The sequence below is a fragment of the Pseudomonas sp. KK4 genome (genome assembly GCF_001984065.1).
Taxonomy (GTDB): domain Bacteria; phylum Pseudomonadota; class Gammaproteobacteria; order Pseudomonadales; family Pseudomonadaceae; genus Aquipseudomonas.
Window position 1 is genome coordinate 1 of sequence record NZ_LYVP01000095.1, and the last position, 20,411, is coordinate 20,411.

At 58.7% G+C, this 20,411-nt stretch carries 19 protein-coding genes and 2 pseudogenes; 13 read left to right on the top strand and 8 right to left on the bottom strand.

The window, feature by feature from the left end; genetic code table 11:
• Positions 1-221 (bottom strand): annotated as a pseudogene (locus B0W55_RS22995) (hypothetical protein); the annotation flags it as partial.
• A gap of 842 nt (positions 222-1,063) precedes the next feature.
• A complete protein-coding gene (locus B0W55_RS31670; protein ID WP_175645544.1) occupies positions 1,064-1,501 on the bottom strand; it encodes a hypothetical protein in 438 nt (145 codons plus the stop codon).
• 37 nt (positions 1,502-1,538) lie between these two features.
• Between B0W55_RS31670 and B0W55_RS23010 the strand changes: the two are divergent.
• Positions 1,539-2,036: pseudogene (locus B0W55_RS23010) on the top strand (transposase); the annotation flags it as partial.
• A 195-nt stretch (positions 2,037-2,231) separates the two neighbouring features.
• Here the strand turns inward: B0W55_RS23010 and B0W55_RS23015 are convergent.
• Complete coding sequence (locus B0W55_RS23015; protein WP_256576380.1) at positions 2,232-3,242, bottom strand: LysR family transcriptional regulator; 1,011 nt, start codon at positions 3,240-3,242, stop codon at positions 2,232-2,234.
• Positions 3,243-3,324: 82 nt separating this feature from the next.
• On the opposite strand from B0W55_RS23015, the gene B0W55_RS23020 reads away from it, so the two are divergent.
• The 7 genes from B0W55_RS23020 to B0W55_RS23050 all read left to right on the top strand — a co-directional run bounded on the left by B0W55_RS23020 (position 3,325) and on the right by B0W55_RS23050 (position 12,418).
• Positions 3,325-3,684 carry a cupin domain-containing protein gene (locus B0W55_RS23020; RefSeq protein ID WP_077048208.1) on the top strand — a complete coding sequence of 120 codons (360 nt, stop codon included), beginning with the start codon at positions 3,325-3,327 and terminating at the stop codon, positions 3,682-3,684.
• 157 nt (positions 3,685-3,841) lie between these two features.
• Positions 3,842-5,629 carry a choline dehydrogenase gene (locus B0W55_RS23025; RefSeq protein WP_077048209.1) on the top strand — a complete coding sequence of 596 codons (1,788 nt, stop codon included), beginning with the start codon at positions 3,842-3,844 and terminating at the stop codon, positions 5,627-5,629.
• 116 nt (positions 5,630-5,745) lie between these two features.
• On the top strand, positions 5,746-7,209 hold the full coding sequence (locus B0W55_RS23030) for a cytosine permease (protein ID WP_077048210.1): 1,464 nt from the start codon (positions 5,746-5,748) through the stop codon (positions 7,207-7,209).
• A 64-nt stretch (positions 7,210-7,273) separates the two neighbouring features.
• On the top strand, positions 7,274-8,386 hold the full coding sequence (locus B0W55_RS23035; protein WP_077048211.1) for a class II histone deacetylase: 1,113 nt from the start codon (positions 7,274-7,276) through the stop codon (positions 8,384-8,386).
• Between the two features lie 299 nt (positions 8,387-8,685).
• Complete coding sequence (locus tag B0W55_RS23040) at positions 8,686-10,128, top strand: ATPase domain-containing protein (protein WP_175645545.1); 1,443 nt, start codon at positions 8,686-8,688, stop codon at positions 10,126-10,128.
• A 24-nt stretch (positions 10,129-10,152) separates the two neighbouring features.
• Positions 10,153-10,533 carry a response regulator gene (locus B0W55_RS23045; RefSeq protein WP_077048213.1) on the top strand — a complete coding sequence of 127 codons (381 nt, stop codon included), beginning with the start codon at positions 10,153-10,155 and terminating at the stop codon, positions 10,531-10,533.
• 259 nt (positions 10,534-10,792) lie between these two features.
• On the top strand, positions 10,793-12,418 hold the full coding sequence (locus B0W55_RS23050) for a methyl-accepting chemotaxis protein (protein ID WP_077048214.1): 1,626 nt from the start codon (positions 10,793-10,795) through the stop codon (positions 12,416-12,418).
• Positions 12,419-12,590: 172 nt separating this feature from the next.
• Here B0W55_RS23050 and B0W55_RS23055 read toward each other — a convergent pair whose 3' ends face one another.
• From B0W55_RS23055 to B0W55_RS23070, 4 genes are all read right to left on the bottom strand, one after another.
• Positions 12,591-13,151: a YSC84-related protein gene (locus B0W55_RS23055; RefSeq protein ID WP_077048215.1), complete on the bottom strand. Its 561-nt coding sequence runs from the start codon at positions 13,149-13,151 to the stop codon at positions 12,591-12,593.
• Between the two features lie 217 nt (positions 13,152-13,368).
• Positions 13,369-14,070, bottom strand: coding sequence for an arsenical resistance protein ArsH (arsH, locus tag B0W55_RS23060; RefSeq protein WP_077048216.1), 702 nt, complete (start codon positions 14,068-14,070; stop codon positions 13,369-13,371).
• Positions 14,071-14,082: 12 nt separating this feature from the next.
• Positions 14,083-14,553 carry an arsenate reductase ArsC gene (locus tag B0W55_RS23065; RefSeq protein ID WP_077048217.1) on the bottom strand — a complete coding sequence of 157 codons (471 nt, stop codon included), beginning with the start codon at positions 14,551-14,553 and terminating at the stop codon, positions 14,083-14,085.
• Positions 14,554-14,595: 42 nt separating this feature from the next.
• A complete protein-coding gene (locus B0W55_RS23070) occupies positions 14,596-14,943 on the bottom strand; it encodes a metalloregulator ArsR/SmtB family transcription factor (protein WP_077048218.1) in 348 nt (115 codons plus the stop codon).
• A 139-nt stretch (positions 14,944-15,082) separates the two neighbouring features.
• Between B0W55_RS23070 and B0W55_RS23075 the strand changes: the two genes are divergently transcribed.
• Positions 15,083-16,309, top strand: coding sequence for an MFS transporter (locus B0W55_RS23075; protein WP_077048219.1), 1,227 nt, complete (start codon positions 15,083-15,085; stop codon positions 16,307-16,309).
• Between the two features lie 80 nt (positions 16,310-16,389).
• On the opposite strand, the gene B0W55_RS23080 is transcribed toward B0W55_RS23075, so the two are convergent.
• A complete protein-coding gene (locus tag B0W55_RS23080) occupies positions 16,390-17,280 on the bottom strand; it encodes a LysR family transcriptional regulator (protein ID WP_077048220.1) in 891 nt (296 codons plus the stop codon).
• A 104-nt stretch (positions 17,281-17,384) separates the two neighbouring features.
• Between B0W55_RS23080 and B0W55_RS23085 the strand changes: the two genes are divergently transcribed.
• The 4 genes from B0W55_RS23085 to B0W55_RS23100 all read left to right on the top strand — a co-directional run bounded on the left by B0W55_RS23085 (position 17,385) and on the right by B0W55_RS23100 (position 20,356).
• Complete coding sequence (locus tag B0W55_RS23085; RefSeq protein ID WP_077048221.1) at positions 17,385-17,825, top strand: GFA family protein; 441 nt, start codon at positions 17,385-17,387, stop codon at positions 17,823-17,825.
• Between the two features lie 174 nt (positions 17,826-17,999).
• A complete protein-coding gene (locus tag B0W55_RS23090; protein ID WP_077048222.1) occupies positions 18,000-18,431 on the top strand; it encodes a GFA family protein in 432 nt (143 codons plus the stop codon).
• 17 nt (positions 18,432-18,448) lie between these two features.
• Positions 18,449-18,907 (top strand): metallophosphoesterase family protein, encoded by a 459-nt coding sequence (locus B0W55_RS23095; RefSeq protein WP_077048223.1) that lies wholly within the window; start codon positions 18,449-18,451, stop codon positions 18,905-18,907.
• Between the two features lie 351 nt (positions 18,908-19,258).
• Positions 19,259-20,356 carry an alkene reductase gene (locus B0W55_RS23100; protein WP_077048224.1) on the top strand — a complete coding sequence of 366 codons (1,098 nt, stop codon included), beginning with the start codon at positions 19,259-19,261 and terminating at the stop codon, positions 20,354-20,356.
• Positions 20,357-20,411: the final 55 nt, after the last annotated feature.

Here is a 20,411-nt window from a genome sequence, read left to right on the forward strand (position 1 = left end):
GAGGCCAGGGTTTCGACCAGGTACACCATCAGGTCTTCGGTGGTGGTCGCTGGGTTCACGGTGAATAAAGCGCTGGGGGTGCGCGGTGTGGCTTTGATGTCGGCTGACGATGGGAAGTGGTAGTTGAGGGCACGCTCGGCGGCGTCGTTTAGCTTTTTGGAATCGGGTTCGTAGGGGGATGCCGGATCGGTTTCCGGGGGGTTGGGTGTGACTTTGAACATAGGCTTGCTTCCAGGATTGGGTGCCTACCCCTTGCTGCTAAACGAGAGGGAGGCAACTGTGCGCAGGTTAGCAGACCGGGGAAGCTAGCAAAGCCGGCGCGCCCGAAGGCGCCCTGCGCACAGCTACCATCGAGTGCAGGCATGGAAGGCCTGACTGACAGTGCTAGTGCACCTTACTTATAACCCCGGGCTGCTAAACCCGATCACTGATGAGCAGTGACGCGAATCAAGTTACCGGCGGGGTCCATGGCGCACAAGCCGGCGGATTCTGGCGTAAGCGTAGGGAATGGTGCAAGGTTTTGTGGCTTTCGTCTGGTAACTGTAGGAGGCTTTAAACACGCGCTTCCGGGGTTGTTTAAAGCGTGAGCACCAACCTCTTACACAAGGCAAAACATCGGGAATTCGGAGACCGTTTAGCACGCCAATCAGTCAGCAAACGGCCGATTCTGTTGAAAAAGTCGGTTTGCCAAAACTGCCTGTTCATTGACGAGTGAAAACGCCTTTTTTGCACGCTGCTATGTGAAATCCGAGTCCGGAACCCTCTGTCAAAAGTAAAGATTTCAATCTCAGATGTGTACTTTTCTGCTGAGGAAACCATGACCGACGTTCTCAACACAATCGGCCAGGAGCAGGCACTCCGCTGCCTACGAAGTCAGGGGCGATTCAGGTGCCGCCGAAACATAAAAACGGTATGACCGAAAGTCGCATCCCCCATGGAACTTTCCAAAAAAATGATGTCAATTTGATATCTCGTTACAGCAACAAAATCATCTTGGATCAGTCAGCGTCAGGCTATTTCCTGACACCCCATGGAGAGAGAGATGAGAGCTATCATTGCGATGTTATTGATGTTGAGTACCTACGCCCATGCTGGTTGCGGCAACATCAGTGACAGCGATCAACGCGCTTATTGCGAAGCCAGAACCAATGGCCAAAGCTGCGGCAATATCCGGGACAGCGACCTTCGGGCCAGTTGCTCGGCGCAAATGAACGGTCAAAGCTGCGGCAACATCAGTGACAACGATCAACGTGCTTACTGCAACGCCAAAGTCAATGGCCAAAGCTGTGGCAACATCCGGGACAACGATCTTCGGGCCAGTTGCTCGGCGCAAGTGAACGGTCAAAGTTGCGGCAACATCAGTGACAACGATCAACGTGCTTTCTGCAATGCCAGAGTCAATGGCCAAAGCTGCGGCAACATTCAAGACAGCAACTTGCGTAACAAATGTGATGCCATAAAACGTTGATCTACCAATCACGCGGGACCAGCAGTTCGTCATCGACGCTGGTCCCGCGAACTTGAACTCGTCAGTTGTTCCGATTGAGCGTCCGTCGATTGATCCCGACCTGATGATCCGCATGCTGATCGTAGGCTATCGCTATGGCATTCGCTCTGAGCGGCGGTTGTGCGAAGAGGCCCATTTGAACCTGGCGTATCGCTGGTTCTGCCGATTAAGTCTTGAAGATGAAGTCCCCAATCACTCGACCTTTTCCAAAAATAGACACGGCCGTTTTCGGGACAGCGATCTTTCAATGAAGTGCTGCGTCGCTGCATGGATGCTGCTCTGGTCAAAGGCGAAGGCTTTGCCGTAGACGCCAGTATCATCAAGGCGGATGCCAGCCAGCAGCGCGGTGTACCGGGTGATGAACCGGTCAACTGGAGCGATCCGGCTCTGAGCACCCGTGCCGTGCGCGAATACCTTGAAGCCCTCGATGAAGAGGCTCTGGCCGAAACGCTATCCAAGGCTGTCGCTGACGGACACTCAGGCCCGCTGGACCGCTGCTCCAGGCGGCCCAGCTTTCTACGCTCACTCAAACTAACCCATTAACAGAGCAGCAAAGGTCAAGGAAGGGCCGAGAAACCACTCAATGGGGTGAGTAGGTTCTCCGGTGGTAGTCGTGCCTGAGTTCAGGCGAGCTGAAAATCCGACCTTTTCAACAGAATCGGCCGTTTGCGACCTGTCGGCAGGGGCAGTATTTCGCCAGCAACTCCCAGTGGGTCCGGCACACTCATTCGACACCGGCGCTCAGGGCGCCGGCATCGGTACGCTCAACCACTCGAATGCCTTTTTCCGCGAGCGCTTGCCGCACTGTCACTTGGTAGGCCTCTATCGCACTGCGTAGCCAGGTCTCGAATTTTTGGCTGGCCGATGAGTTCGGTCTTGCCTTGGGTTTGAACAGGCTGTAGTTCTGCGCGCTGACCAGGCCCAGTGGGTAGGGGACGATCAGCTCGCCTGTCTGGATGGCGGGCAGTGCAAGGAAGCTGTCGCCGATGGTCAGACCGCCTCCTGATGCGGCGACCGATAAGCACAGGGTGGTTTCGTTGAACACTGTCTGTTGGCGACGAGGGCCACCAGGCACCAGCCCGGTCAGGGCGCACCACTCGTCCCAGACATCGTAATTGGCATCGATCAGGTACGGCGCTTCGCAAGGCTTGTGGCCTTCACCCAAATAGGTTTCTGCAAAGGCGCGGGTGCAGACCAGCACATCGATCCAGCGGCACAGCTCAGTTTCTTCCAGTCCTGCACCCGCCCTGGCTCCGTGCATGCCATAGAAAATCCGGAAGTCGAAATCTTCATCGAGGCGGAAGCTGAAGTTGTTTTCGGCGGTGATTTCTACGGAGATGCCGGGGTTGGCAACCAGGAATTTCCCCACTTGGCCGGCCAGCCAGCTAGAGGCGAAGTCGCGGCATACCAGCACCCGTAGATGTTCGCCCTGTCGTGCCCGGCGGCTGATGGTATCGGTGGTCAGCTGGATCAACTCGAAGGCTTGTTGCAGGGCCGCGAACAGCTCGCGGCCCGCCGACGTCAGGCGGATCACATTGCCCGTGCGCTGGAGCAGGGCGCAGCCCATGTCGCTCTCCAGCTGCGTAACCTGTTTTGACACAGCTGGACGCGTTACATGCAGCTCTTCGGCGGCGCACGAAATGCTGTTGAGCCGGGCAACGGCCTCGAAGGCGCGAAGCGCGGTCAGCGACTGGTGTTTTCTCAAAAGGGCGCTCCGTAACCTGAGGTGACTCAAGCTGAAATCTTGTCACTTGTCCGTATAGGAGCCTGACTTTAGCTTGGACGTCAATCCCAACACGCTATTGCGAGGTTCCATAATGCTTTTGCCCATCCGTTTTTCTTCCACCGGCCCAACTGACTGGCAGCAATTGCCGAACGAGGCGCTTGAACATGCCGAGCTGATCGAAGGCCGGCCGATGGGCCTGGATCATGCTTATTTCTGCCGTAGCGAACCACCGGTGAAGTCGGGTATCTGGCGCTGCGAACCCTACACCGAGCGTTACGAGAACTATCCGGCTGATGAGTTCATGGTGGTACTGGAGGGCGAGGTCACTCTCGAAGCAGACGGTTTCTGCGAAACCTATACCCAGGGTGATTCCTTTCTGGTGCCCAAGGGGTTTTGTGGCGTCTGGCGTCAACCGGTTCCAATGCTGAAGTTCTATGTGATTGTCGGTTAGCCAGCCGAACAGTTGGGTGCCAATCACAAACATCAATCGCAACGCCCAACCAAGCAATCGCTCCTTTGAACCTGCCCGGACCCTGAACCTGACGCGGCCATTGCCGAGCGGGGCGAATGAGTCTGCCTCCAGCATGACGTCTGCGGGAATCATTACCATGTCGACTCTCAAGCAAACATCGTTATCCAGCCCCCAAGACGAGGGGCACTATGACTACATCATCGTCGGTGCCGGCGCAGCCGGTTGTGTTTTGGCCAATCGTCTGGGTGAAGACCCTGACCTGCGGATATTGGTGATCGAGGCGGGGGGCAGCGATGCCTCGCTCTTCGTGTCGATGCCGGCCGCACTGTCGATCCCGATGAACACCAAACGCTTCAACTGGGGCATGAAGACCGAGCCGGAGCCTGGCCTGGACGGGCGGCAAGTGAACCTGCCCCGTGGCAAAGGGCTGGGCGGCTCATCGTCGATCAACGGCATGTGTTGGGTTCGCGGGAACCCCATGGATTATGAGCTATGGGAGGCGCTGGGTGCCGAAGGCTGGCGCTGGTCCAACGTGCTCCCTTACTTCCAGCGCTTGGAAAACGTCGAGGGCGGAGGCTCTCTGCGCGGGGTCAATGGGCCGATGCGCATCAAGCGGGGGCTGGAAACCAATCCGCTCTATGAGGCCTTCGTCAAAGCCGGGAGCGAAGCCGGCTATGCGTTGAGTGACAACATGAACAGTCGGCAGCACGAAGGCTTCGGGCCGATGGAAATGAACGTTTGCGACGGGCGCCGCATGAGCGCTGCCCGGGCCTATCTGCGGCCTGCCATCGCCCGGGGGAACGTACGTGTAATCAAGGACGGCCTGGTCGACCGGGTGATGTTCGATGGCCGACGAGCAACCGGTGTTCTGTTTTCGGTAGCGGGCAAGCCTGCCCGAGCCATGGCCACGCGGGAGGTCATCCTGTCAGCCGGGGCCATCATGTCTCCGGTGATCCTCAAACGCTCGGGCGTAGGACCGGCGCGGGAGCTCGCACAACAGGGTATTGCCGTGATCCACGACTCACCCGAAGTGGGCGAAAACCTGATGGATCATATGGAACTCTACCTGCAGATGGAGTGCACCCAGCCGGTCAGCCTGTTTCCCACCCAGAGCCTCATGGGCAAGGCCAAAATCGGTATTGAGTGGCTCGCTACCCGGCGCGGGCCAGGTGCGACCAATCACTTCGAGAGCGGCGGTCATATTCGCAGCCGGGCGGGCATCGTTTATCCCGACATCCAGTTTCACTTCCTGCCGCTGGCCATCTCCTATGATGGGCAGACACTCGCCGCCGGGCACGGCTTCCAGGTGCATGTCGGGACAAAGCGTTCAAAGAGCCGCGGCTGGGTCAGACTGCGGGACACCCGCCCGGAAAGCTTGCCGCGAGTACGCTTCAACTACATGACCCATAGCGACGACTGGACGGAGTTCAGGGCCTGCGTGCGCCTGACGCGAGAAATCTTCGCTCAGCCGGCCTTCGCCCCCTATCGTGGCCGTGAGCTGGCCCCGGGCGTGGCAGTGCAGGACGATGCCGCCATAGATGCCTTTCTCAAGCAGAAGTTGGAAAGCGCCTACCACCCCTGCGGCACTTGTCGCATGGGCAGCGACGAAGCTGCGGTGACGTTCCCCGACGGGCGGGTGCGCGGCGTGGAGGCACTGCGGGTAGTAGATGCCTCGCTGATGCCCGCTGCCACAGCTGGCGACCTGCAGGCACCCACACTGATGCTGGCCGAGCGGCTGTCCGATCTGATCCGCGGCCGCCACTTACCGGAAGCGCAGGGCGCCGAATTACTGGCGGATCCGCAATGGGCCACCCGGCAACGCGGCCCCAATATCACCCGAGACTATTCCAGCGAGCGAAATCGGCTGGCGGCTGCGTTATTGGAAAATGCCAAGGGACAAGCGCTGCCAATGGTGGCGGGTTGAGTCACAGGCAATAAAAGTTACTGCGATTGGCCAGCAATTGGAGGGTGCCAGGAAAGTTTGGTGAATGAAGCCTCAGTGATTCAGCCCCGATCAATCTCAATCAGGAAAACAAGAAAATGGGAACGACATCAAACGGGAAAACAGCCAGGGTGACGCCGGTCATTCAGCCGGGCCGACTCGAGGGTGCCGAACGGCGCTCTGTCGATTTCGTACCGGTGGCCGAGCGCCATGGCACGGTGCGCCATCTGGGTGCGGTCTGGTTGGTTGCCAACATCAACCTGACCGCAATGGCTACCGGCGTTACCACACTGGCGCTTGGCGGTTCACTGTTCTGGACGCTGATTGCCACCGTGTTCGGTTCGCTGTTCGGAACCCTTTTCATGGCTCTGCATTCTTCGCAGGGGCCTCACCTGGGCCTGCCCCAGTTAGTACAGTCCAGAGCACAGTTCGGATTTTTAGGGGCCGCGATCACGGTGTGGGTCTTCGCCTTTGTGAACTACTTCAACTACAACGTCGCCGACGCGATCCTTGCAGGATCGAGTCTGCATTTCCTCCTCGGGATTCCAACGTCCTGGGGGTTCCCGATCGCGGTATTGATCGCCGGTACCTTGGCGCTGTATGGCTACCGGTGGATCCATCGGGTCAACCGATTCCTGGTCGCACCGTTGGCCTTGACGGTCGTGATACTCACCTTTGCTGCAGTGGCGCGGGGCGGGATTCCTTCGGGGGCTTTCACTCCGGGGCCCATTCAATGGCATGCGTTCGCGACCACCTTCGTCATCGTCGCAGGTTTCCAGCTGGGTTGGGCGCCCTACGTGTCGGACTACTCCCGCTACCTCCCACCCACCGTTTCCACTCGATCGTCGTTCCTGTGGACCTATCTGCCTTCAGCGATATCAGCGCTGTGGGTGATCGGCCTTGGCTCCTTGCTCGCGGCCGCGACCCCCGGCGTCTCCGTCATCATGGCGATCGCGCAAGGTGGCGACGCCCTGATGGCAGGAGGTGGTCCAATGGCCGTCGCATTGTTGTTCATCGGTCTTCTGGTGGTGATGGCGCTCAACGCTTACGGAGGCAGCTTGACCCTGATCTCGATCGTTGACTGTTTCCGTCGGGTCCGGCCATCGTTGTTTCTGAGGGGGATCACAATCGTCGCGATGACCCTGTCCGTTGGCGTTGTCGCGGCAATGGTCGGGGAGGAACAATTCAATGTTTTCTACGGCAACGTATTGGTATTTCTGGCCTATCTGTTCACACCATGGACTGCAATAAACCTGGTGGACTTTTATATCGTTCGCAAGGGGTGTTATTCGATCCGCGAACTGTTCAATCCGGCCGGTATTTACGGGCGGTGGGGATGGCAAGGAAACGTCGCCTATATCGGAGCACTGGTGACGATGGTTCCGTTTTTCGTCACCGAGCCTTTCACCGGATGGATAGCGCACCGGATGGGCGATATCGACATCTCGATGTTTGTAGGTCTTGTAGCCGCAAGCCTCCTCTATTTGCTCACATCTCGGACTCTTGATTTGAGCTACGAGCGAAGCCTGGTGGAAAAAGAAGGACTCGCTGGCGAGCCATGAAGGCAGCCTGATGTTTCGGGCAAAGAATTTATCCCTATCGACACACAAAAGTAGAGTTGGAACCATGACGACAACCGGCTGGATTTGGGACGAAAGATTCATGACTCATGACACGCGGGCTTGGAGCCTGCCGTGGCAGGAACCCATCGACCATCCTGAGAAGGGCGATACCAAGCGACGCTTTGCAAGCCTCGTCAAGCGCAGCGGCCTCGATCAATACCTCGTTGCGCTACCCTTCAGTCCGGCCTCTGAAGCCGATCTGTTGCGGGTACACACTGCGGAGTATGTCGATCGAATCCTGAACCCGACCGGTCCTGCCTGGAACGACGCAGGTGACGGTGAAACGCCTGTAGGACCAGGATCGGCGGACATTGCCAGACTTGCGGCAGGCGCTGTCATATCGGCGTTCAATGCAGTTGTATCGGGCACTGTGACGAATGCTTACGCGCTCATTCGACCGCCAGGACACCATGCGATTGCCAGTCAGGGGATGGGCTATTGCATCTTCCACAACACCGCGGTCGCAATCCGCCATCTGCAGCAAACAGCAGCCGTGGCACGCGTCGCGGTCATCGACTGGGATGTTCATCATGGCAACGGGACCGAGACCCTTTTTTATGACGATCCGTCGGTGCTGACGATTTCTCTTCACCAGGACGACCTGTACCCCATCGGACGCGGCAAGGTGCAGGACATCGGAACGGGGCCCGGACGGGGTGCCAATCTGAATATCCCACTGCCCGCCGGGTCGGGGCGAGGGGCCTACCTGGGCGCGTTCGAACGTGTCGTAATGCCTGCGGTGCGACGCTTTCAACCGGACCTGATCGTGATCGCGAGCGGATTTGACTCTGCTGCAATGGACCCCTTTGGCCGCCAACTCCTGTATTCCGGGGCCTATCGCGAGCTGACGACTCAGGTGATGAATCTGGCTGAACAAGTGTGCCAATCGCGGGTCGTCGCTGTGCATGAGGGGGGCTACGATCCGCTGATGGGACCCTTTTGCGGTCTCGCCGTGGTTGAAACACTTGCAGGGCGGCGAACTGCAGTCGAGGACCCTTGGATGAACACAGTCGCGAATCTACCGGAACAAGCTTTGTTGCCGCACCATGACGCGGCGATACGCGCATGCGAACACTTACTCACGGGCGTACCTGATGGATCCAGCGGCGCGCGATAACGTGGAATTTCATTAGCCTTCTGCGAAGGGGACGAGCAATGTGGCGATGAGGCGCCAGTGCTGGCAAGCGCTGCGCCTCGACACGCCTCGGCCCGATCGCCTGCAGCCGTGCAAGAGCGCCTACTACCGTTTAAATCGATCAGGCGGGCATGGGGAAAGGGCTGACTGCACCCGTGCTACGACAGAGAAAGTACGATCCCCACACCCACTTCAATTCAATCTGAATAGCTCCTGATCAAAAATGGCGTTAGCATCCAACCACAGGGTTTAAACAGCTCGTATTTTCAGATCAGGGTCGCATTGTGGAAAAGCTAAAACGCCTTCAAAGCGGAGTAGAAGGGCTCGATGCCCTGCTCAAGGGTGGGCTGGTCGAGGGGGCTTCATACATTATCCAGGGACGCCCGGGGTCTGGAAAAACGATCCTCGCGAACCAGCTTGGTTTCCATCATGCGAACAATGGCGGCCGGGTGCTGGTCGCCACACTGTTGGCTGAATCCCACGATCGCCTTTTTCAGTTTCTGTCCACGCTGAGTTTTTTCGATGCCTCCAGGGTCGGTGCCGAAATCCAGTTTGTCAGTGCCTTTGACACCTTGGAAAACGAAGGCCTGGATGAAGTGGTAAAACTGCTCCGGCGCGAGATCAGCCGTCAGAAAGCCACGGTCATGGTGGTCGATGGTTTGCTCAATGCCCGCTCGAAAGCCGATTCGCCCATCGACACCAAAAAATTCATCTCCGAGTTACAAGGCCACGCTGCGTTCGCCGGTTGCACGGTGTTGTTTCTGACCAGTTCCCGTCTGGACGATGGCAGCCCCGAGCACACCATGGTGGATGGCGTGATCGAGATGGGTGAAGAACTCTATGGCACTCGCTCGGTGCGTCGCATTCAACTGCGCAAGACACGCGGCAGCGGCGCCATGACCGGCCTTCATGAGTGCGAGATTACCGAGAAGGGATTGGTGGTTTACCCCCGGCTCGAGAGCCTGTACAGCCATCCATCGTCGCCGGACAGCGCCGATATGACGCGTATCGCCAGTGGCATTGAATCACTGGACCGCATATTGGGCGGCGGCCTGCACAGTTCCAGCGTGTCTCTAGTCATAGGGCCTTCGGGGATCGGAAAGACGACGCTGGGTCTCAAGTTCCTGGCTCAATCGACGGTGGATGCGCCGGGCCTGCACTTTGGCTTTTATGAAAGCCCTCAACGTTTACGCTTGAAAGGCCTGTCACTGGGCATCGATATCAAAGGCATGGAAGAGAGCGGCGCGCTGACCATCGCCTGGCAGCCCACCACCGAGGGGCTGCTCGATGCACTCGGTGCACGACTGCTTGCCATTGTTGAAGAAAAGGGCATCAAGCGTCTGTTCATAGACAGTCTGAGCGGCATGACCCGGGTCACGACCAATCCGGCGCGGATCACTGACTTCTTCAGTGCATTGATGAACGAGCTGCGTTCGAGGGGCGTGACCGTATTTGCTACCTGGGAAATGCGCGATCTGTTTGGCTCCGAGGTCAGCGCACCGAACTCGGACCTGTCCAGTATCGTCGACAACCTGATGCTGATGCGCTTCTGTGAAAATAACTCTGAACTAAGCAGGACGCTTTCCATTCTCAAGGTACGAGACAGCTCTTACGACCCTTCCAGATTTGAAGTCGTCATCCGTGATCAAGATGTTTTTCTGAAAAAGGCTTCAAGGCATGAACCCTCAGTCCCCACTGAGCAAGCACCCGGTTCAATATCCTAAGTCTTTGAGTGGGTTGAAATTAAAATGACCACCATCCTGGTCGTCGACGACGAGTATCTGATAGCTGACATCCTCAGTTTCGCGCTGGAGGATGAGGGGTTCATGGTGGTGACTGCCAGCAATGGTCAAAAGGGCCTCGAAGTGCTCGATAGAGAGCGCCCAGCGTTGATCATTACCGACTTCATGATGCCGGTGATGGACGGCCTGGAGTTCGCTACAGCCGTCCGGTCACTCTCTTCAAGCCATCATTTACCGATCATCCTGATGAGCGGCGCTCAGGCGCACATCGGCATGCAGCGCTCGGATTTGTTTGATGCCGTGTTGCCCAAGCCATTCAATATCGACTTGATCATTGCCGAAGTCAGGAAGCTGCTGTCTTCGAATCGGGGCGCAGCCTGCGATTGATCGTTCCCTGCCGGCATCATTCACTTGGCCGGCGTTATCGTTGACATACATCTTAAACAAGCCCCCACAGTTACCGCGTTTATACGGCGGGCTTGGGGGCTTTTCGTCGTCGCTAATTCGTATGTTTTCGCCGGTCGCAGAGCGTCTTTTTTCATGGGCTCAGTGCATGATGCCAATCTGCCTTCACTGCGTCATATCGCAACTACACTATCCACCTTTGATCGCCCACCCGAACACCCTGATTCAGGAATAGCCGACTATGGAAAGCTGGAAAATCCGAACACATCTGCTGCTGTTGACCAGCACCTTGCTATTGGGATTGTTGTGCGTCGGCAGCCTTGGTCTTCTGGGCATGCAGTCGGCTGTACGCAGCCTGGAAGCGGTGTATCTGGACCGAGTCGTGCCGCTGCGGGACTTGAAGAAGATTGCCGATCTGTATGCGGTCAACATCGTTGATGCAACCCACAAGGCGCGCAATGGCAACTTTACCAACGCCGAATCCGTGAGCCGTATCGAGCAGGCGTTGAAGGAGATCGATCAGACGTGGAAGGGCTATAAGTCGACGCAATTGATCCCGGCGGAGACGCAACTGATCGCGCAGATCGACCCGTTGATGGAGGCCACTCGCGTGCCGTTGCAGAACCTGCAGGGCTTGTTGCGCCAGGGCGACAGCGTGGGGCTTGGGCGCTTCGCGACTGACCAGTTGTATCAGCTGATTGACCCGATATCGGACAAGTTTTCCGAGTTGATCGAAGTGCAGTTGGTGGAATCCAAAAGCCAGTTCGAGCAGAACCAGGTCGCCTATTCCTCCAGCCTGCAACTGAGCCTGTTGATTCTGGCATTGGCGTTGATTGCCGGTACCGGCTATGCGTTGTATTTCTCCAGGCTGTTGAGTCGACAGCTCGGTGCTGAACCTGCGCAATTGGCGGCGATCAGTTCGAACATCGCCGAGGGCAAGCTGGCCCTGACTCAAAAGGATCATCAGGGGGCGTCGACTGGCGTGCTGCATTCCGTACAGGCGATGCGGCAAAGCCTGAGCGACATGATCGGCAAGATCACCCAGGCGTCCGAGCAGATCGAGGGGGCGACGCTGCAATTGTCGGCCTCCAGCGAGCAGGGCATGAGCAGTGCGGCGATGCAGAGTGAGACGGCGTCGTCCATGGCGGCGACGGTGGAAGAGCTGTCGGTGAGCATCAATCACATCGCCGACAATGCACGACAGGCGCACAGCACCGCGCAGGTCGCTGGGGAGATCACCGATAAGGGGTTGTCGGTGATGCAGGCCTCGATCCAGGAGATGCAGCAGATTGCCGACCTGGTTGCCAAAAGCTCATCGGACATCGATCAGCTGGCGATTCAGTCGAACGATATAAGCCTGATCGTGGCGGTGATTCGCGGGATCGCCGAGCAGACCAACCTGCTGGCCCTCAATGCCGCCATCGAAGCGGCGCGTGCGGGTGAACAGGGCCGCGGGTTTGCCGTGGTCGCTGACGAGGTGCGCAGTTTGGCGGCCCGCACGGCTCAGTCCACCACTGAAATCGTTGCGCTGGTGGACGCCATCCAGAACGGCATGGTCAAGGCCAAGGACAGCATGGCGGCGGGCTGTGAGCGGGTCAGTCACGGGCAGAAACTGGTCGAAAGTGCAGGGCAGTCCATGAGCAGCATCAAGGGCGCGCTGGACGAGTCGCTGGCGGCGGTGAGTTTCATTTCGCAGTCGTTGCAGGAGCAGCGCTCGGCCAGTGAACAGGTGGCCAGCAATGTGGAGCGGGTGGCGCAGAGTGTGGAAGAGAATGCTGCGGCCCAGGGTGCAATTGTGCGCACGACCCAGGAGCTCAAGGCGATGAGTGAGGGGTTGGGGGTTATTTTGCAGCGGTTCAGTTTTTAGCGGTGCTTTAGATTCCACATCTTTGGCGACTGACATGGCGCTTTCGCGAGCAAGCCCGCTCCCACCGTTTGATTGGCGACGAACACAAACGCTGTGTTCACCGCAGGCTCTCTGTGGGAGCGGGCTTGCTCGCGAAGGACGACCGGACAACCCGATCATCCAGACAACCCCGTTAGCGTTTGATCAAGGAAATCTTGGTCCCTTCGATGCTGATCCCGGCCATCAGGCCCTGCTGGTCGAAGATAAACGCATAGGCATCATCCTTGAGCGTCGAGCTGGACAGGTTCTTCGCCACCCCTTCATCCACCACGACCACCGTCGGGCCGACGCCGATTTCCCAGCCCTTGGTTTCAGCGACGTATTTCACCGCTTTGTCGGTCATCAAAAACACGACGTAGCCATAGGATTGGGCGCCTGCCTGCAGGCCCCACGACCCGCTGACGGAGTTGTAGTAGTTCTCTACCTGCTTGCCCTTCATCAACACGCCTTCACCATAGCTGCCGCCGAACACCAGGCCGGCCTTGATGATTTTCGGGAAGACCAGGATGGCCTTGGCCTTGTGCGAGATGGTTTCTGAGAAGGGATTGGTCTTGTAGAGCGTTTGCAACGCTTGCCGAGCGTCAGTGTTCAGGTCTTCGGCGGTCGCCGCACCCGCCGTGTTCAGCAGGCTTGCCGAGGCCAGGGTCATGGCCGCCAGGAAGAAAGACAGGAAAAACCGCATTGATTGGGTCATTAGCGTACTCCGACAAGGGAGCATTGGAGGCGAGCAGCGCCGGCACCTGCACCCTGAAGTGTGTGAATCGCAAGCACCGTATTTTCAGGCCCGAGGCCCTTGATCGATTACGGTGCCATCACTGGTTGTGACCACTGTGCGCGGGCAGGGTTCGTCGGCAGTGGGGATTGGACGTCGATGGCCTGGATCTGTGCGGCGTCGTCCAGGCATCACCACCTCAAATTGAACGCTGATTGACACGAGCCATCAGTTGTTCGGCAGTTTCCTTGCGCTGCGAATAGCGATCCACCAGAAATTCCTGGCGGTCGCGCAGCAGCAGGGTGAATTTCACGAGCTCTTCCATCACGTCGACCACGCGGTCATAGAACGGTGACGGTTTCATCCGGCCGGCTTCATCGAATTCCGTAAAGGCCTTGGGCACCGAGGATTGGTTGGGGATGGTGAACATGCGCATCCAGCGTCCCAGCACCCGCAGTTGATTGACCACGTTGAACGACTGGGAGCCGCCGCACACCTGCATCACCGCCAGCGTCTTGCCCTGGGTCGGGCGAACCGCGCCCAGTTCCAGGGGGATCCAGTCGATCTGCGCCTTGAACACGGCCGACATCGCGCCATGGCGTTCCGGCGAGCACCAGACCTGGCCTTCGGACCACAGCACCAGATCACGCAGTTCCTGGACCTTGGGGTGAGTCACCGGTGCGTCGTCGGGCAGTGGCAAGCCCGAAGGATTGAAAATGCGGGTTTCTGCGCCCAGGTGCTCCAGCAGGCGCGCGGCTTCCTCGACCAGCAGACGGCTGAAGGAGCGCTCGCGGGTCGATCCGTAGAGCAGCAGGATGCGCGGCTTGGTTTCGCCCGGACGGGGTGCGATCCCTGCGTTGGCGAACAGGGAGAGGTCAAGGTTGGGCAGTTGTTCAGACATGTTTTTTCCTGCTCAGAGGGCGCCGATTCGGTCCAGTTCGCGTTTGAGTTCATCGCGGTTGAGGGTGTTGAAGGGCAGGGCGAGGAACGCTGTGCAGCGTCGCTCGATGTGCGCCAGCGTGGCGCGGAAGGCGGCGTCTACCGTGGCTTCGTCACCTGCCACGTCGGAAGGATCTTCCAGGCCCCAATGGGCTTTGAGGGCCGGGCCGAAATACACCGGGCAGCTTTCACCGGCGGCCTTGTCGCACACGGTGATGACGATATCCGGCAAGTTGTCCTCGAAGGCGTCATTGCCCTTGCTGCTCAAGCCCTCGGTGCTGATCCCGGCCTGTTGCAGCGTGGTCAGGCTGCGTGGCAGCACTTGGCCCTTGGGAAAGCTGCCGGAGCTCACCGCTTCGAATCCCTGGGGCGCCAGGTGGTTGAACATGGCTTCTGAAAGGATGCTGCGGCAGCTGTTGGCCGTGCACATGAACAGGACTCGCATGGTGTGTTCCTACCGTTTCTAAGGACTTCAAGGGTTTTGGGCTCAGCAGCAGGCCGCTTCGCGCACAGGGCGGCCATCCATGTTCTGCAGACGGGAGGCGTTGTTCTGCAGCCAGTCGGCGTTGGCCTGCACCGTCACCTGCAGGATCTCGTGCACCCAGGCGGGCAGCTGCGGATTCAGGCGGTAGTAGACCCACTGCCCCTGGCGACGATCGAGCAGCAGGCCGCTGCTGCGCAGTTGCGCGAGGTGGCGGCTGATTTTCGGTTGGCTGTCGTCCAGAGCGCACATCAGTTCGCAGACGCACAGCTCACCCTGGCTGGCGATCAGCAGCGTGGCGCGGGCGCGGGTTTCGTCAGCCAGGCTTTTGAATACTTCCGTTGGCGTGAGCATGGTGAAGTGCCGTATACATATGGAAAATCAAATATACGGATATCCATATGTCTGTGGCAAGTTTTCTACGGCTGTGCAGCGTCCCATCAGCCCATTCATGATGGCAACGATGATCGGCCCATGAGCACAGGAGAAACAGGTGAATAGCACAGGTTCAAACACCAAAGCTGAACGTCCTCGCATTCCGCGCACGATTTGGGCTCTTGGCTTTGTCAGCTTGTTCATGGATCTGTCTTCTGAGCTGGTCCACAGTTTACTGCCTGTGTTTTTGGTCACGACATTGGGGGCCAGTCCATTGGCCGTCGGCGTGATCGAGGGGATTGCGGAGTCGACGGCCATGCTCGTCAAGATATTTTCTGGCGCTATCAGCGACTTCATGGGGCGCAGAAAAGGATTGCTGTTGCTCGGATATGGTTTGGCGGCTGTGACCAAACCACTTTTCCCTCTGGCTCAAACCGTTGAAGTGGTCTTTACCGCACGCTTGCTGGATCGAATTGGCAAAGGCATTCGTGGGGCACCCCGGGATGCGCTGATCGCAGATGTGTCGCCACCGCAAATTCGTGGCGCCTGTTTTGGACTGCGGCAGTCGATGGATACCCTGGGGGCCGTGCTTGGCCCTGCTCTGGCCATCGTGCTCATGTTATGGCTCGCAGATATACAGCTTGTCCTGTGGTTTGCAGTTATTCCGGCGGCGGTGGCAGTGGCTCTCATTGTCACAGACGTAAAGGAACCCACACACCGCCCCAGCGCTCACGCCTTCCAATCTCCCATTCATTGGCGAGTCCTGCACGACTTCAGCTCTGGCTATTGGTGGGTTGTCACAGTAGGAGGGGTGTTTACGCTCGCCCGTTTCAGCGAGGCGTTTCTGGTATTGCGGGCGCAACAGACAGGCCTGTCGATCACCTGGACCCCACTGGTGATGGTAGTGATGGCACTTTTCTATACGCTGTCCGCTTATCCGGTCGGCTGGCTATCCGATCGCGTGCGCCGCACCGGATTGCTCTGTGTGGGGATGGGGCTGCTCATCCTGGCGGATCTGGTGCTTGCCCAGTCCAGTTCTATCATCACGATGATGTTGGGCATTGCCTTGTGGGGGCTTCATATGGGATTCAGCCAGGGCATTCTTGCCTCGCTGGTAGCCGATAAAGCGCCCGAGGCGCTCAAGGGGACAGCCTTCGGCATTTTCAATCTTGTCAGTGGTGTGTGCATGCTGGTGGCCAGCATTCTGGCGGGCTGGCTTTGGCAAAGCGTTGGGTCAGGCAGCACTTTCTTCGCGGGTGCGCTGCTTGCCGCCACAGCGCTGTTGTTGCTGTTATACAAGCAGCAATCAGTGCAAACAAAGAGCAAAACTGGTGATTGTGAATGAACAGGTCACGTTAGCGTTCATTCACTGCTCTACGGGACTGAAGGCGTCCGCGTCGAACGGCTTCTGCTGTCCGTCCTCGACTAATCGCTTTCGTCCAGATAACCAGACAGCGCCTCACTCAGGGCTTCAAATGTTCTGGCAATGCGTCCGACTTTGCGCAGGTCATTGTGCATGGCAATCCAGACGTCAACGTCGAATCCGAAGCTGTCAGGCAAAATCCGGATCAGCCCATAGTTCGCCGCAACGGTAGCTGGGCACAAGCCAAAGCCAAGGCCGTTTCTCAGCGCAGCGAGTTGCGCCAGGTGATTATCGGTGGCGATAGAAAATGGCTGGTCCGCCTCACACAGCCCCACCTCGATCAGCCGGCGCATATCGGCGCCGTGCCGGTCGGGGCCAATCAGCGGCAAGCGGCGCAAGGCCTCGAGACTCGCCGGTTCGCCATAGTGTTCAAGGCACTGGGCACTTGCATACAAACCAACGCGCAGAGCACCGGTGCGTCGCCCGACGACGTCAGCTTCTGTTGGCCGCACGAGACGCACAGCGATGTCGGACTCCTGTCGGGCAATGTTCTCCAGGGAATCGTCGATACTGATTTCAAGCCTCAACGCTGAGTGCCTGTAATGAAATTCTCGCAGCAACCCAGGCAGAACCTCAACGCCCAAAAAGGTGCTGCTGGCAAGACGGACGGTCCCGCACGATACATCCGTTTCAGCGCTGGCCATGCGATTGAACGCCTCGGCAGCCATCGCCATGGACTCGACATGGTGAACAAGCCCACGTGCCGATGCGGTCGGCACAAGACCTGCGCTCGTTCGGGTGAACAGCTTCACACCCAAACCACTCTCAAGACTTTCCAGGCGTCGCCGAGCCGTTGCCTGTGCAATGCCCAACAACCTGGCGGCGCCTGACAGGCTGCCACTGCGCAATACTGCCAGGAACACCCGCTGGCTTTCCCATTCAAGGCCGCTCATCTATTTTGTACCAACGGTTGCTCCATTAATTGTCTTCTGCAGGGTTCGACGAACATGGAAGATGCACCTCTCATTCGTAGCGCAGCAGTATAAGGAGCAACACCATGGGTTTCACCGGACAATGCCGATGCGGACAAGTCCAACTTCACCTGCAGGTTCAAACGCTTGCGCCGTTGTACGCATGCCACTGTCTCAATTGCCAACGCTGGAGTGGCAGTGCGTTTGCGTTGCACATGCTCTGTCCGGCTCAGGCGATTGAAGTGTCGGGGAACACGCAGACCTATACCCTTGCCGCAGAAGGGCATACCTCCACGCAGTACGCCTGCGGTACGTGTTTCACCCGGCTGTTCAATGAAACGGATGCTGCTCCCGGCATGCGTGTAGTGCGGGCCGGCATACTCCACGGCGCGGACCGTCTGGCACCTTTGGCACACATCTGGGTCAAGCGAAAGCAGCCCTGGATTTCGCTGCCGGAGGGGGTGGCGCAGTGGCCGCAAAGCCCAACACCCGAAGAGTTTGCAGCTGTCATCAGTGAACAGGCATGAATAGGTGCACGTTAAATCCAGGGTAGGATGACAAAATACTGCGCGATTGTCGGTGAAGGAGGCTTTCCGGCGGGCTATGGGGGAATTGGCAAAGAGTTTCACGTCAACAATGCCGTAGATCGCAACGCAACACCGCTTCCATGACACCTCAATCGCTTTCCCAAGGAGTTACTCATGACATCAGGACACTGTCTTTGCGGCGCCGTGCGCTTTTGCCTGGCGGTTGAACCGCGGTTTTTCTATCGCTGCCATTGCAGCCTGTGCCGCAGGCAGACCGGGGTCGGGTTCAACTTGGCCACGTTGGTGAAGGCCGCTGATTTTTGCTGGGAAGCAGGGCAGGGGGTGATCGGCAGTTGGCAAAAGCCCAGCGGTTACCGTAATGACTTTTGCTCGCAATGCGGCTCGACCGTGCCGAATGTGCTGCGCCAGTCGCCGTACTTCTGGGTTCCGCTCGGGCTGCTCGATGCCCCATTGAACAGCGAGTGCATCGGCGATTTCTGCACCGATGATGCGATGCCATGGGATCAGCTACGCTCGGCCAACAGTTGCCGCACTGCGGTGGATTCGCTGGAGTTTCTTGTGCATCAATTGCAGGTCGACAAATAACCGTCTCTGGAGATCGCATGAAAGTCGGTGTGATTTCCGATACCCATGGCCTGCTTCGCCCTGAAGCGCTCACGGCGCTGGAGGGTTGTGAGCGGATCATTCACGGCGGCGACATCGGCAGCCAGGCAATCCTCGATCAACTGGCAGCCATCGCGCCGCTGCAGGTGGTGCGCGGCAACAATGACCTGGGGTTGCCATGGGCCGACAACATCCCGGATCTGCTGCGTTTTGACCTCGACGGCTGGCAGACACTGTTGGTGCATGACATCGCCGATGTGCCAGCCGAACTCGATGCGGCTGTGAGGTTGATCATCACTGGTCACTCCCACAAGCCGCACATGGAGTGGCGGGGCGAGCGGTTCTATCTCAACCCCGGCAGCGCGGGGCGCAGACGCTTCAAGTTGCCGGTGACGCTGGCGGTACTTGAAGTGACTGCGACCTCCCTTGAGCCTCGGCTGGTCCACCTGGTGAACTGAATCCCCCTACAGAGCTTGCAAGCGCGCCGATGGCGACAACACCTGTGGCGCGCATCGGATCCCGCCCGGAGGGGGTGTCACTCGCCATTGATCCGGTTTTGCGCCAGCGCGCTGGCCCTCGAAGTGGATTTCCACTAAACCCAAATGGATGTGTATTCGGTTCCCGAGTCAGCAAGCCATGGCTGTGGGCTGGTTCCCGTGGCGAACCCAGGATGATTTCGCAGATACCCGCGTCGTTGAACAGCGTCGCAGGGCGCGAGGACAGCGTTGCCGAGCTCGTGCAACTGATCTCGAACCGACGTCTGGTGCAGATGCCTCCCCTTAAAGCCGACCGCTCCTGGAGTCAACAACATGTCCGATAGCCAACGATCCGATCTTTTCACGCCGCTCTCGATCGGCGCCATCGAGGTGGCCAACCGGGTCGCCATGGCACCGCTGACCCGCTCTCGAGCATCCATGGACGGCGTGCATTCGCCGTTGGCGGTCGAGTACTACCGGCAGCGGGCGAGCGCGGGCCTGATCATCTCGGAGGCCACCAACATCTCCCGGCAGGGCCGCGGCTATGCCTTTACGCCGAGCATCTACACGCCGGAACATGTGGCCGCCTGGCGTCCGGTCACCGATGCGGTGCACGAGGCGGGCGGCAAGATTGTCTGCCAGCTGTGGCATGTCGGCCGCATGTCCCATGTGAGCCTGCAGGAGAACGGTGCCGCTCCCGTGGCGCCCTCGGCGATCCAGGCCGGGGAAGTGGTGTTCCTCGAGTCGCAGACCCTGGACACACCGTCGATGCCACGCGCACTGCGCACCGAGGAAATCGGCTTGATCCTGGAGGATTACAAGCGCGCCGCACGTTGCGCCCAGGAGGCGGGGTTTGATGGCGTCGAGGTGCATGCGGCCAACTGTTATCTGCTGGAGCAGTTCATTCGCGACAGCACCAACTTGCGCACTGACCAGTACGGCGGTTCGGTGCAAAACCGCACTCGCTTCCCACTGGAGGTGGTACAGGCCGTCGCGCACATCTGGGGTGCGGACCGTGTCGGCGTGAGGTTGTCGCCCATCACTCGGGCGGTTGGCGATACGCCGCTGGACAGTGATCCCCAGGGCACCTACGGCTATCTGGCCGAACAGCTCGGACGGCTTGGGCTGGCATACCTGCACTGCGTCGAAGGCCAGACCCAGAGCGACAACGAAGCGGACGCCTTTGACTTCAAGGCGCTGCACGCGGCCTATGGCGGCCGTTACATCGCCAACAACAGCTACGATCGCCAGATGGCCCTCGATGCCGTCGCCTCCGGCCACGCCGACATGGTCGCGTTCGGCCGCCCCTTCATCAGCAACCCGGACCTTGTGGAACGCTTGAAACGCAATGAACCGCTGACGGAACCAGACCGGAGCACCTTCTACGGCGGCGGCGCGGCAGGCTACACCGACTACCCGACCCTCGACTGAGCGCCAGGCATGACCCACCGCCTTCGCGAGCAGGCTCGCTCCCACACTGTGATCG

What these genes read in the sequence shown, in the direction of transcription:
- B0W55_RS23090 (WP_077048222.1), top strand. Translation starts at nt 18,000, where the DNA reads ATGACATCAGGACACTGTCTTTGCGGCGCCGTGCGCTTTTGCCTGGCG.
- B0W55_RS23050 (WP_077048214.1), top strand. Translation starts at nt 10,793, where the DNA reads ATGGAAAGCTGGAAAATCCGAACACATCTGCTGCTGTTGACCAGCACC.
- B0W55_RS23020 (WP_077048208.1), top strand. Translation starts at nt 3,325, where the DNA reads ATGCTTTTGCCCATCCGTTTTTCTTCCACCGGCCCAACTGACTGGCAG.
- B0W55_RS23080 (WP_077048220.1), bottom strand. Translation starts at nt 17,280, where the DNA reads ATGAGCGGCCTTGAATGGGAAAGCCAGCGGGTGTTCCTGGCAGTATTG.
- B0W55_RS23095 (WP_077048223.1), top strand. Translation starts at nt 18,449, where the DNA reads ATGAAAGTCGGTGTGATTTCCGATACCCATGGCCTGCTTCGCCCTGAA.
- B0W55_RS23045 (WP_077048213.1), top strand. Translation starts at nt 10,153, where the DNA reads ATGACCACCATCCTGGTCGTCGACGACGAGTATCTGATAGCTGACATC.
- B0W55_RS23070 (WP_077048218.1), bottom strand. Translation starts at nt 14,943, where the DNA reads ATGCTCACGCCAACGGAAGTATTCAAAAGCCTGGCTGACGAAACCCGC.
- B0W55_RS23025 (WP_077048209.1), top strand. Translation starts at nt 3,842, where the DNA reads ATGTCGACTCTCAAGCAAACATCGTTATCCAGCCCCCAAGACGAGGGG.
- B0W55_RS23035 (WP_077048211.1), top strand. Translation starts at nt 7,274, where the DNA reads ATGACGACAACCGGCTGGATTTGGGACGAAAGATTCATGACTCATGAC.
- B0W55_RS23100 (WP_077048224.1), top strand. Translation starts at nt 19,259, where the DNA reads ATGTCCGATAGCCAACGATCCGATCTTTTCACGCCGCTCTCGATCGGC.
- B0W55_RS23030 (WP_077048210.1), top strand. Translation starts at nt 5,746, where the DNA reads ATGGGAACGACATCAAACGGGAAAACAGCCAGGGTGACGCCGGTCATT.
- B0W55_RS31670 (WP_175645544.1), bottom strand. Translation starts at nt 1,501, where the DNA reads ATGACGAACTGCTGGTCCCGCGTGATTGGTAGATCAACGTTTTATGGC.
- B0W55_RS23065 (WP_077048217.1), bottom strand. Translation starts at nt 14,553, where the DNA reads ATGCGAGTCCTGTTCATGTGCACGGCCAACAGCTGCCGCAGCATCCTT.
- B0W55_RS23055 (WP_077048215.1), bottom strand. Translation starts at nt 13,151, where the DNA reads ATGACCCAATCAATGCGGTTTTTCCTGTCTTTCTTCCTGGCGGCCATG.
- B0W55_RS23085 (WP_077048221.1), top strand. Translation starts at nt 17,385, where the DNA reads ATGGGTTTCACCGGACAATGCCGATGCGGACAAGTCCAACTTCACCTG.
- arsH (WP_077048216.1), bottom strand. Translation starts at nt 14,070, where the DNA reads ATGTCTGAACAACTGCCCAACCTTGACCTCTCCCTGTTCGCCAACGCA.